This is a genomic window from Meridianimarinicoccus zhengii (assembly GCF_003254465.1).
GTDB classification, from domain to species: Bacteria; Pseudomonadota; Alphaproteobacteria; order Rhodobacterales; family Rhodobacteraceae; genus Meridianimarinicoccus; species Meridianimarinicoccus zhengii.
Map to the genome: position 1 here is coordinate 1 of NZ_QDFI01000107.1, position 11,462 is coordinate 11,462.

Here is an 11,462-nt window from a genome sequence, read left to right on the forward strand (position 1 = left end):
CTCCGTTTTCGATCTTGAATCAGAAATGAGACCAAACGGGAATCCCTTGATTGCAGACACGGCCTAGCGCGGTAGTCAATAGCCCCTTACGAGATGAATACTTGAACGAGCACCTATGCCCAACCCTGTGCCATGCCCACCACTGGCTGGCGGCATGGTCCGATGGCAACATGCATCACCGCCCGCACTCGAGTCTCGACGGTCTCGCCTCGCGGGAGTATCGTCATAGGTGATCAGAGAGCCAAAACCTTATCAGTGCTGACCTATGAACGCAGTCTCCATGTGGAGCTGGTTAGGTTCTTACCGATTTGGATGGCCTGCCGAGAGTCTCATCATTGCAGGAAAATCCACACCGCCACTGCAGAAAGCATGAATCCTGAAGCGATGTTCAAGGGCCGGGCGCTCTGTTCGTTTCTGAAGCGCCGCATTAAAATGTCGCCGGCAATCGTCCAGGCAGTGAAAGCCACGAAGTTGTTCAAAGTGAAAATGCTCGTGATCCAAAACACGAGCCCTGCGGCTGCATGCGTATCGACCGGAAGGAACTGAGTGAACATCAATGCGATGATCAGATAAGCTTTGGGATTGAGGAGCAGAAGAACGGCCTCGTCCACGACTGTCGCGCGCCGCGCAACCCTATCGTCCTCCGTGGCGCCCGCGCGAAAGAACTTCAACGCAAGCCAGACAATGTACGCCGATCCGAGATAGCGCATCAGGTCGAAGATTCCGGTGCTCATGCGGGCTATACCGGCAAAGCCGAAGCCGATCGCGACCGTCACGACAAAGGTCGCCAGATGATACCCCGGTGTCGCCGGGGCAGAGGCGCGCAGACCGTACCGCCCGCCGAGGGCCGCGAAGAACAGGTTGCCCGGGCCGGGGCTGTAGGCGAGTGGAAAGAGAAATAGAATGAGCGCAAGGGTAAGCTCGAGCATAGGGGCGGCCTCCATGGAGTTTGTGGAGTTCTCCTTTCGAATTCCCCTTGATGCGACCCGGTTCATGCGCAAGCGGGCTTCGCCTTCGCACAGCAATCCATTCGCACCCGATACACTGTCGCAGCTATTTCTGACGAGCAGTGTCGACGAAGAAATGGCGCGTCTGATGGGAGGGGAGGATGGCGTTGCAAGAGATGCATCGTTCGGAAGAACCAAGCGTTGCGCCTACGGGTCCTGCCTAGATCGCTTGGCCTGCTTCCGACGAGGCAGTGGGTCAAACGAGCGCGGCCGACCCGCGCCCTCACTGTGGCTCCAATTGTGAGGGACGACGCGGTTTCATTCTTGCAGCGCTTGCCTCCGTCGTCGCGATGCGGAAGATGCGGTTCGAGGGTACTCGTCGATGGCAGGGCGGATCAAGACCCTGGCCTGCCGCGGCGCATTCCGAACTCAGTCGACGCAGCGGGCATTGCGGGTCACGCAGTGTGACGACGGTATTCTTGTATCTGAACTCGCTCGGCACATGGCCAAATGGGACATCGGCAAACGCCGACTACTTCGTGCGGTCCTCGAGAAATGCGAGTAACGCGTCCAACACCGTGTCTGGGGCTTCCAACGGTGGCAGGTGCCCCACGCCAAGCAAGGTGGCAAATGCTGCCGAGGGCATCCGCACGCGGAGGGCGTGTCCCCGCTCGAGGGGAATCCACGGATCGTCTTCGCCGCAGAGTATCTTTACGGGGCAGCGGACCTCGCCGTACATCGGTTCGATTTCGGCGGTGAAGCGCTCGTTCGCCTGGGCGAACTGCCGGTAGAAGCTGACCCGACCCGGATCCGTCAGCCACGGCGCGCAGAGGGCTTCGATGTCGTCGGCCGGGAGGTCGGACGTCAGCGCGCGGCGGATGTAGGCGCGCACCACGGCCTCGTGGATGTGCGGCGGCAGGCCGGTGAAGGCATCGACATGGCGGCCCACGTGATCGAAGAACTCCGATCCCCACGGCCGCATCGCCACTACGTTCATCAGCACATAGCGATCGAAATCGCAGCCATGCAGGAGATGCGCCCGCAAGGTGACGGCGCCGCCGAAGTCGTGCGCAACGACCGCAGGTCGCTCAAGCCCCAGATGTCGAAGCATGAAGGCGAATATCTCCCCCTGAACATCGAGCGACGTCGCACGGTCCGCCCGCATTTCGGAGCGTCCGTAGCCGGGCATGTCCCGCGCGGGCGAGCCCATCGAGGAGCTGTCCCACGACCAGTGGCTCGTCACCCATGACGACGACCGCAGGCTGCCGGAGGTCCGCATGGCGATCGATCGAGTGTGCCGCATCCTCGGATAGGGCCCGTCCTGCATGCCACCGATTGGTGGCCCGACCGCTGTCCTCTGCGACCGTCGAGGCAACACCGCGCAGGCTGGCCCTAGACGATCCGTTGTTCCAGCTCGGCCGGATCCGAAACGTCGACATGCCAGAAGGCCAGCGCTTCCGGTCCGATCTGCTCCAGCACGCGGTCGAGGTCGCGCTGATCAAGGCTGCGCCGTAGGGCCCAGGCTGTCGCCTCGATGGCGTTGTCCGGGGTCAGATTGTGATTGACCCGCACCTGTTGCGCCTCCCGCGTCATCTCGGCGCGATCGGCAAACGGCTCGGGCGGGTCGCTGATCGACCAGTCCTTCACGAAGATCGCCCTCGGCACGCTCGGCAGGACGCTCGCGAAGTCCAGCCCTTGTTGCGCGGTGAGCCGCTTGCGGAAGACCTGGAACACCGCGTCGACCGCCGTATAGGTCATGTTGTCGGACTCGAGATTCATGCGCTCCTTGGCGTCATCCAGGAACGCGCGGAATTCACGACAGGCATGGCGATAGGTCCAGGGCATCGGCATCTTCGACTCTCCTTTTTCGTGCACCCCTATTAAGTTAGTCGGGCGACCGCCTTTCTTGAAGTTCAGCGGGCTGTTGGATTTGCGCCAGGCAGGTGACTCGCTCTTGGGGGAAAGATGCCCGCAGGCGAAGCCTCGCGCCTCCTTTTCCCGATGTCATTCGGCGGCCAAGGTCCGGGCTGGCCGTATCCGGCCGGCCCGCTTTGCAGGGATGAACTTATTCGGTGAGATGAATCGACATGCCGCCACGTCCGATATCGTTGTCGCCGTATCGGTGTTCTTCCCTTTGATCCAGAATGTCATGGCACGAATGGGACGCGACCTATGCGCAGGAAACGGGTCGAGTCGACTTGCGCCTATGTGTCACTTTCCTTTCCGGGGCCTGACCTGGATTGGAAAGGGAAAGAGACAGTGTCATCACGAATTACCCGCCGCGGTTCCACGGGGTGGATGAACTGCGCTGGGACGCCATACAGCGCTGCGATGTCCGGGCTGTCGGCACTTTCGTCTACGGGCGCGTGGCCGAGGGAACCTATCACTCTCCGATCTGCAGGCGGCCACCGAGGGATCGCGCGGAGGTCGTGTTCTTTGCCACCGCAGAGGCTGCGCACGAAGCAGGATGGACTCCGTGCAGCGAATGCTATCCGGACCAGGCCAGTTGGCTCGTTGCGGCCAGTCGCTGGATGTGAAGAGCATACCCATCCATGGCCGAGCGCAGAGCCGATCATCAGGACGCGCGGCACCGTGCGATGCCGGCGCGGCACCTCGTCCCGGTTCATGCGCAGCCAGAGACGTTCGCCGATGGTGGATTTCGAGCGCCAGTTGTCGGTCGAGCGGGGCACCGGCGTCATCAGCGGGTTGATCCAGATGAAGAAGACCGCAGCCGCCAGGGCCGCGGTCCACCACGGCCCGATCCACACCCGCGACCAGCCGGCGAGGATCAACAGCGGCAGACCGAACAGAACACGCGTCCAGACGCTGACGGGATGGGCATGACGCGCCCAGGCCTCGGCATCGCCGCCGGAGATCATCGGGAAGAGCGCCGAGATGTCGTGCCCGCGTCCGGACGGGCGGGTCATCTGGCCACCTCCGGCTGCGCGGCGGTTCCGGCCAGCAGAGATTGAGTCAGAGCCAAAATTGCACGCCGTTTTACAGTCGACCCGACGGGTGCGGCCGCGGCAGCCGGTCTGAGGGCCGGCGATGCGATCGCATCGGTGGGCGGGCAGGACGTGCGAACGCCCGAGGATATCGCCGCCGTCGCCGGCGATGCGCTGGAAGCGCCGCTCCTCCTGAGGGTGTTCCGGGACGGCGGAGCGCTGTTCCTTGTTCTGGGTTGAGACCTGCGCGATCCCTTTTCAGGCGCTGGCCGATGCCCCGCCGCGAAACCTACCACCCTGCCTCCGCATGACGGCGCATTCGCGGTCTGGAATCGCTGGACTACCGCTTCGTCGCCCTCGGCATCCTGGCTGTCACGGCGCCGGTCCTGGCGACCTTCGCCGTCGTTGATTTCGTCGCGATCCTCATGCTGCTCTGGGGCGTCATGGGAGTGGCGATTTTGCTGCCGCTGCGACCCGCGCCGCCCGGGAGCTTGTCCGCATTGGCCTTCGGGCTCATGACGGTCATCGGAAGCTTCTTCCTCGCGGTCCCAACCCTCGCCCTTTTCGTCACCGCAGCCGTCGTGATCGAGGGCGTTCTGTCGATCCTCGTCGGCCTCAGGTCACGCGACCCGCGCAGCGGGGGGCTTAGGTGCTCGCCAGCGGCATCGCGTCTCTCGTCCTGGCCCCAATCGTGCTGGCGTGCTGGCCCTAGATGGCGACCTGGCTTCCCGGGTTGCTATGCGGGGTCAACTTCGTGATCATCGGCGTGGCACTTCTGGCCCTGCACCAGACGTTCGTGTCAATGGTGCCATGATCCCGAACTATGCCGACCATTCCTCGAACGAGCGACCATTCCTCGTCTGGTTCCGTACGGTGATCGCCATCGAAGGTTTCGGGATCGCGCCTGAGATGGCGCCATAAAGGACGGAAACCGGATGCAGGCCAATCGCAACAAGGGACGTCGAGCCCGACGAGTTGCCGAATGACAGCGGTCAATGCGGGCGGCGTTCCGGCATGACAACCATGAGACGCGGGCGAGGTCTGGAGCATGGCGGACGATCTTACGGAACGGGTCTCACGGACCCTCAGAGAGGGATCGGGCCGAAGGGTGCCTTCGGTTGTCGCCGCCATCGCGCTCGTCGGCGCGCTTCTCGCGGTCGCGACATTGGCATTCCTCGGGACCGGGCAAAGCAGCGGCGGCGAGGGCTACGTGACCGAAGCCGTGACGCGAGGAAGTTTCACCGTCACGGTTACGGCGACGGGAACCGTGGAGCCGACTAACCGTGTCGAGATTTCCAGCGAGCTTTCCGGCGCCATCGCCACCGTGAACGTCGACTTCAACGACAGCGTGGACGTCGGCACGGTTCTGGCCACGCTCGACACGCGGAGGCTGGAGGCCCAAATCGCCATTGCCCGTGCCTCCCTCGAAACAACCGAGGCGCGTGTGGCCGTGGCAGAGGCCTCGCTTGATCTTGCCCGCTCCGATTTCGAAATCGCGCGCACACTGGAGGGGCGCGGCGTGACGTCGCACCAGGCCCTCGCCGCGCGGGATGCCGCCCTCAGCCGGGCCGAGGCCGAACTGCGGGCCGCGGAGGCCGATCGGGCGCTTGCCGCCGCCACGCTCGAGCTGCACCAGGCCGATCTCGACAATGCCTGCATCTGTTCGCCTATGCGGGGTGTGGTGCTCACGCGCGCGGTGGATCCCGGTCAGGTCGTCGCCGCCTCGCTAGCCGCGCCGGTGCTGTTCACGCTGGCCGAGGATCTGCGCGAGATGCAACTTCAGGTCGCGATCGACGAGGCCGACATCGGGCGCGTCGCGGTCGGCGACCGGGCGAGTTTCACAGTCGACGCCTATGAAAACCGGCGTTTCGCGGCCGTGTTTTCCGAGCTGCGCTTCGCGGCGGAGATCGTGAACGGCGTCGTGACCTACAAGGCGATCCTCGACGTCGACAATACCGACATGCTGCTGCGCCCGGGCATGACCGCGACCGCTGAGATCGTCGTGGCCGAGGTGACGGATGCGCTCGTGGTGCCCAACGCCGCGGTGCGCTTCAGCCCGCCGGCACGTGCGGCTGGGCCCGACGGCGACCGCCCAAGCGGCCTGCTCGGAATTCTGGTACCGAGTGTCCCCGAACCGCGCGCGCAGACCACCGGACGGACGGTCTGGATTTTAATGGAAGACCAGCCGGTGAAGGTGGAGATACTGCCGGGGGAGACCGACGGCATGCTGACGCAGGTCCTTGAGGGCTCTCTCGGCGAGGGCGACCTCGTCATCACCGGCGCGTCGGATGGCTGATCCGCCCTTCATCGAGCTTGAGGGGATCACCCGGGTCTACGGCACGGGCGAAGTCGCGGTGCGCGCGCTCGACGGCATCAATCTGACCGTGCGCGCGGGGGAATTCATCGCGATCATGGGGCCGAGCGGATCGGGCAAGTCGACGGCGATGAACGTCATCGGCTGCCTCGACAGGCCAACCTCAGGACATTACCGCTTCGCCGGGGTCGAAGTTGCCGGGCTGACCCGGGACCAGCGCGCGCTCCTGCGGCGGCACTACATCGGCTTCGTCTTCCAGGGCTACAACCTCTTGCCGCGCACGAGCGCGCTGCAGAACGTCGAACTGCCGCTGATCTACAGTGGGCGGCCACGCGCCGCGCGTCAGCGTGCGGCGCTGGAGGCCCTGCGCCGGGTTGGACTCGAGGCGCGCGCCCTTCACGATCCGAGCCAGCTGTCGGGCGGCCAGCAGCAGCGCGTCGCCATCGCCCGCGCGCTCGTGGGCGATCCGAAGGTGGTGTTGGCCGACGAGCCGACCGGCAACCTCGACACGAAGACCTCGGTTGAGATTTTGGACATGCTGCGGCGGCTCAACCGCGAGGCCGGCGTGACCATCGTGATGGTGACTCACGAAGAGGATATGGCGCGCTATGCCGACCGGCTGATCGGGATGGTTGATGGCCGGATCGCGCGCGACGAACAGAATCGCGAGGCGGCCTGACATGCTGATCGAGGCCGTCCGGTTGGCTGTGCAAGCCATCTTTCGCAACGCGTTGCGGTCCTTCCTTACCGTGCTCGGCATCGTGATCGGAGTGGCCAGCGTGATCGCCATGGTGACTGTCGGCCAGGGATCGACGGAACAGGTCGCGTCGGACGTCGAGAAGCTGGGCGCGAACGTTGTCATCGTTGTGCCGGGCCAGGACGCGATGCGGGGCGGCCCCCACGGGACGACCGCGCCGATGTTTTCAACCCGGATCAACGATACGGTCAAGGCACGCGTGGCAGCCGTCGCCGTCTCGGCGCCCATCAGTCAGACACGGGAGCGGGTGATCTTCGGCAACGCCAACCGGCTGTCGGACGTGGTCGGCACAGACAACCGCTATTTCGAGGCAGCCCGCTGGGAAGTTGCGGCAGGCCGGCTGTTCGAGCCTGGCGAGATCCAGGCCGGCCGTGCGGTCTGTATCGTAGGCGAGACCCTGCGTCAGGCCCTCTTCGGCGCTGGCGACCCGGTTGGCGCGAGCGTCCGCATTGGCGCTGTCTCCTGCCGGGTCATCGGCCTTCTGCGGTCCAAGGGCGCCTCGACCTTCGGCGCCGACCAGGACGATTTCGTGATCCTGCCACTCGCCACCTTCCATCGCCGCATCGCCGGCAACGCGGACGTGCAGAGCCTCTTCGTGTCGGTCCGAGACGGCGCCTCGATCGACGCGGCGCGCGAGGACATCACCGCACTGATGCGCGAATTGCGTCGGATCGGGCCGGGCGAGGAAGACGATTTCGAGGTGCTCGACACGCGGCAGTTCGCCTTGATGTTGACCGGCATCACCGACGTGCTGACCGGGCTGCTGTCGGCGGTCGCTGCCGTCAGCCTGCTGGTGGGCGGGATCGGGATCATGAACATCATGCTGGTCTCGGTGACCGAGCGCACGCGCGAGATTGGCATCCGCCTCGCGATTGGGGCCCGCGCGCGGGACGTGCTCACGCAGTTCCTGGTCGAGGCGATCATCCTGTCGATGCTGGGCGGGGTCATCGGTATCCTGATGGGCCTCGGTCTCGCGCTGGCGGGGGCGCGCTGGCTGGCGGTGCCATTCTCGCCCGATCCGGGGGTCGTGCTTCTGTCCTTTGGGTTCTCGGCCTTCGTGGGCATCGTCTTCGGATTCTTCCCGGCCCGCCGCGCGGCACGGCTCGACCCGATCGAGGCCCTCCGCCACGAATAGGCGACGGCACCATGATGCGGTTGCGTCGAAAGGACCGCGCCAAAGCCAAAGATAAGCCCGGTGATGCAGGCCGTAGAACCATGCTTCGCTGCACTCGGACTCCGAGACGGATCGGCCGTCATCACGGCAATGGCATCACGGCCAGTTGCCTGGGGGCGCGCTTAAAACGGCAGGGTCCGGTCGGCACGCGCTCCTATTCCCCCACAGCCGCTCTGGGCGATCGCGGCCCATCGCCGCCACGCGAGGACTTGCCGTGCTCGACCACGTCGCTTCGGGTCGGCGACACGTCCGCATTCGGATCTCCCGCCATTGGCCAGCCGGCGCGAAAAGGGCGACCGACGGATGTCTGCCACATTTCGACGAACCGCGTTCCGACGTCCCGCATGTCCGCCAGATCCGCAGCAAGCCGCTTCATGTTGCCTTCGACCCATTCGTTGCAAACGCCGGACGCTTACCTCGGTGTCTTGCAGGCGGCCATGCCCTTTTCAAGCGCTGACTGGCGCTGCTGTCGCCATGCCGTCCAAAGGCCCGCTTGCAATCCAGCCATTCGGCCTGTCCCCGCGGAAACAGCCGCATCGGCTCCTGCCCGGCCGTTGCCCAACCGTTCATCGGATCGGTCAAGAACGAATCAGCTCCGCGTTCGCGTTTCGATGTCGCCTTCATGTCACGTCTCCGCTGCCATTCCGCACCATCACGTTTCGAACGCGTACCGCCCGGGAGCGGGCCCCCGTTTATCCACCAAAGAAAGCAGCGGAAACACGTGGACGCATTCCGTGTGCCCGCAGTCCCCAAGTAACCCGCTGATTTCGCTGTCCTGAACTCGACATTACCTATATAAATCATGGTGTTGATGGCTGCGAGAGGTTTGTTTCATGGATCACCCAGAGGGTGCGGGCTCGCAGCGGGCAGATCGGGTGGATTTCGACCCTCGCGTGCGAATGGAATTTCGCGGCACTCAGCTCAGTTCCGACGGCGGCCTTTTCGTGATGCGCGAGTTGGATGACGCGCTTGGACTGTCCGATCTGGCGTCTGCGGCGCTGTGCGACAACCGCCGGGGCAAGAACACCGTCCACCGGCTCGGCGGGCTATTCCGGCAATCGGTGTTCGGGCGGCTGGCCGGATACGAGGATGTCAACGACGCCGACCGACTGGCTCTTGATCCCGTCATGCGTCAGGTTGTCGGCGGCAGGGCTGTCGATGCGCAGGCGGCATCGACCTCGCAGATGGGGCGGTTCGAGACCGAGACGCTGGCCTTGCTCGAGAACCGGGCAGCGCTGGCCGGCCTGAACGGGCGATGGATCGACCGGTTCCACGACCGCAACGGGTTGAAGTATATCGTGCTGGACATGGACAGTTCCGTGAGCCCCACCCATGGCAACCAGGAGGGCACCGCCTGGAACGGCCATTTCGACTGCAACTGCTATCACCCCAACTTCTTGTTCAACCAGTTCGGCATGTTGGAACGCTGCGCCCTGCGGCATGGCAACGTCCACAGCGCCGATGGTTGGAAGGACGTCCTCGACCCCGTCATCGCCCGCTACGCTGGCCGCGACCTTGGGGGCCGTTTCTTTCGGGCCGATGCCGCCTATGCGATCCCGGCGCTCTATGAACGACTGGAAGAGGCAGGCTATTTCTATGCCATCCGGATGAAGAAGAACGCCGTTCTCGAATGCTGCATCGCTCATCGGCTAACCCGCCCCGTTGGGCGGCCGTCAAAGACCAAGGTGAAGCGGTTCTATGAGGACTTCCAGTATCAGGCTCAGAGTTGGAACAAGCCACGCCGCGTGATCGCCAAGATCGAATGGCATCCGGGCGAGTTGTTCCCCGGGGTAGGCTTCATCGTCACCAACCTGCCCATGGAGCCGGACTGGGTGGTCCGGTTCTACAACCGGCGCGGCACGGCCGAGCAGCACATCAAGGAAGGCAAATACGCCTTCCACTGGACGCGGCTGTCATGCCGGAAGTTCCGCGACAACGAGGTGCGGCTGCAACTCCACGCGCTGGCCTACAACCTGGCCACCTTCCTGCGCTGCATCGAACTACCCGAGGCCATGGCGGACTGGTCGTTGACCAGCCTGCAACTGAAACTGATCAAGATCGGGGCGCGTGTCGTCCGTCACGCCCGCGCCATTACCTTCCAACTGGCCGAGGTGGCCGTCACCGGCCCGATGGTGCGCGCCATCCTTGCCGCCATCCGCCGATTGCGAGCGCCTCCGGAATGCACATGACCGCGATCCACGCTCAACCCGAACGAAAGCGGCAGGACAGGTCTGGCCGCTGTGCTGAAAAACACCGCCGCCGGGACACAACACGGCGGCTTCGCGGTCTGATCCGCCCAGTTCCAGCAGCCTGCGCGACCGCAGACGCCGCTTGGCACGATAAACGCTTGTCCAGCGGGCAAAATCAGGCGATCTTCACGCCAGTAGGCATGCCACTTGGGGAATGTCGGGTCAAGCTTCGGGCGAAAATTCTTGACAGCCCGGCCCGCGGGCGATTGTGTTCGAGCGGTAGCCTCCCGCGCATGCCGACCGCGTCCCGGTGGCCTCGCGCGGTGTTGGCGGCCGGCGTCGGCCGGACAGCCGACGTCACGCGCATGACAATAGGCCGAGCTTGATGACACGACGTATTCCCGGGCCCCGGCCCGCCCTTGTTGCCCTGCTCGCGGGCACGGCGCTCATCGCTCTGGCGGCTGCCGGGCAGGCCCAGCAGACCGTCGTGATCGACACCGATGCCGGCACGATCGGCGGATCGAGCACGACGTTCAACGGCCAGTCCTTTCGCTCGGGCGTCTTCGGCACCGCGGAGTTCACGTTCACCGGGGATTTCGTCGTCCCCGACGAGACGCAGTTCGTGGGCGTGGGGCAGAGACCGGCGCAGTTCCGCGTGGGCGGCAACGTGCGCATCGGCGCCAGGGCGTCGTTCGATTTCTCGGCGGCGGGTACGACCCCGGGACCGGGCGGCGGCGCCGGACGAAACGGCACCACCGGAGGTACGGATGCCGGATCAGGCGGCGAGGGCGGTTTCAACTTCGGCAACGGCGGTCGGGCCGGCTCGCGAGGCTGGACGGGAGATCCAGGTGAAGGTGGCACGGCTGGGTCGTCCGGCGAGCCAGGCCGGGGAGGGCTCCCGGGGTTTCGAAATCTGAGCTTCGCGGACGGCGGCGATGGGGGCGACGGCGGAGCAGCCGGCGCCGGAGCCTCGGGCGGATCCGGCGGAAGCGCACGCGGCGGTGACGGCAGCTCTGGCGCGGACGGCGGACGCGGTGGCAGCAACGACGGCGAAGCGGGCGCGGGTGGCACGAATACCGTCACCGGTCTGACGCTCTCCGGAGGCGCCGGGGGCGCCGCTGGCGGCGGCGGCGGTG

The 11,462-nt window shown here is 65.1% G+C and carries 9 protein-coding genes and 2 pseudogenes; 7 read left to right on the plus strand and 4 right to left on the minus strand.

Going from position 1 to position 11,462, the window contains the following annotated elements; genetic code table 11:
* Positions 1 to 77 precede the first annotated feature (77 nt).
* Positions 78 to 233: pseudogene (locus tag DDE13_RS20710) on the plus strand (integrase core domain-containing protein); the annotation flags it as partial.
* Between the two features lie 99 nt (positions 234 to 332).
* Here the strand turns inward: DDE13_RS20710 and DDE13_RS20715 are convergent.
* From DDE13_RS20715 to DDE13_RS23820, 4 genes are all read right to left on the minus strand, one after another.
* Complete coding sequence (locus tag DDE13_RS20715; RefSeq protein WP_111406136.1) at positions 333 to 929, minus strand: LysE family translocator; 597 nt, start codon at positions 927 to 929, stop codon at positions 333 to 335.
* A gap of 550 nt (positions 930 to 1,479) precedes the next feature.
* Complete coding sequence (locus tag DDE13_RS20720; protein WP_235868801.1) at positions 1,480 to 2,157, minus strand: alpha/beta fold hydrolase; 678 nt, start codon at positions 2,155 to 2,157, stop codon at positions 1,480 to 1,482.
* Positions 2,158 to 2,339: 182 nt separating this feature from the next.
* Positions 2,340 to 2,798, minus strand: coding sequence for a DUF2267 domain-containing protein (locus DDE13_RS20730; RefSeq protein ID WP_111406126.1), 459 nt, complete (start codon positions 2,796 to 2,798; stop codon positions 2,340 to 2,342).
* 353 nt (positions 2,799 to 3,151) lie between these two features.
* Entirely contained in the window at positions 3,152 to 3,874 is a 723-nt protein-coding gene (locus tag DDE13_RS23820) for a DUF6653 family protein (RefSeq protein ID WP_235868802.1), read from the minus strand.
* A 57-nt stretch (positions 3,875 to 3,931) separates the two neighbouring features.
* Between DDE13_RS23820 and DDE13_RS23775 the strand changes: the two genes are divergently transcribed.
* The 6 genes and pseudogenes from DDE13_RS23775 to DDE13_RS20775 form a co-directional block, all read left to right on the plus strand.
* Positions 3,932 to 4,132 (plus strand): PDZ domain-containing protein, encoded by a 201-nt coding sequence (locus DDE13_RS23775; protein ID WP_162631137.1) that lies wholly within the window; start codon positions 3,932 to 3,934, stop codon positions 4,130 to 4,132.
* A gap of 808 nt (positions 4,133 to 4,940) precedes the next feature.
* Entirely contained in the window at positions 4,941 to 6,188 is a 1,248-nt protein-coding gene (locus tag DDE13_RS20750; RefSeq protein ID WP_111406130.1) for an efflux RND transporter periplasmic adaptor subunit, read from the plus strand.
* Complete coding sequence (locus DDE13_RS20755; RefSeq protein WP_111406131.1) at positions 6,181 to 6,885, plus strand: ABC transporter ATP-binding protein; 705 nt, start codon at positions 6,181 to 6,183, stop codon at positions 6,883 to 6,885. Before DDE13_RS20750 ends, DDE13_RS20755 begins: the two co-directional genes overlap by 8 nt.
* Before the next feature lies 1 nt (position 6,886).
* Positions 6,887 to 8,098 (plus strand): ABC transporter permease, encoded by a 1,212-nt coding sequence (locus DDE13_RS20760; RefSeq protein WP_111406132.1) that lies wholly within the window; start codon positions 6,887 to 6,889, stop codon positions 8,096 to 8,098.
* Positions 8,099 to 8,970: 872 nt separating this feature from the next.
* Positions 8,971 to 10,326 (plus strand): IS1380 family transposase, encoded by a 1,356-nt coding sequence (locus DDE13_RS20770; protein ID WP_111406134.1) that lies wholly within the window; start codon positions 8,971 to 8,973, stop codon positions 10,324 to 10,326.
* A 385-nt stretch (positions 10,327 to 10,711) separates the two neighbouring features.
* Positions 10,712 to 11,462 (plus strand): annotated as a pseudogene (locus DDE13_RS20775) (hypothetical protein); the annotation flags it as partial.

Bases quoted from the DNA above. Each gene is read 5' to 3' on its own strand.
- DDE13_RS20715 (WP_111406136.1), bottom strand. From the start codon at position 929: ATGCTCGAGCTTACCCTTGCGCTCATTCTATTTCTCTTTCCACTCGCC.
- DDE13_RS20720 (WP_235868801.1), bottom strand. From the start codon at position 2,157: ATGGGCTCGCCCGCGCGGGACATGCCCGGCTACGGACGCTCCGAAATG.
- DDE13_RS20730 (WP_111406126.1), bottom strand. From the start codon at position 2,798: ATGCCGATGCCCTGGACCTATCGCCATGCCTGTCGTGAATTCCGCGCG.
- DDE13_RS23820 (WP_235868802.1), bottom strand. From the start codon at position 3,874: ATGACCCGCCCGTCCGGACGCGGGCACGACATCTCGGCGCTCTTCCCG.
- DDE13_RS20750 (WP_111406130.1), top strand. From the start codon at position 4,941: ATGGCGGACGATCTTACGGAACGGGTCTCACGGACCCTCAGAGAGGGA.
- DDE13_RS20755 (WP_111406131.1), top strand. From the start codon at position 6,181: ATGGCTGATCCGCCCTTCATCGAGCTTGAGGGGATCACCCGGGTCTAC.
- DDE13_RS20760 (WP_111406132.1), top strand. From the start codon at position 6,887: ATGCTGATCGAGGCCGTCCGGTTGGCTGTGCAAGCCATCTTTCGCAAC.
- DDE13_RS20770 (WP_111406134.1), top strand. From the start codon at position 8,971: ATGGATCACCCAGAGGGTGCGGGCTCGCAGCGGGCAGATCGGGTGGAT.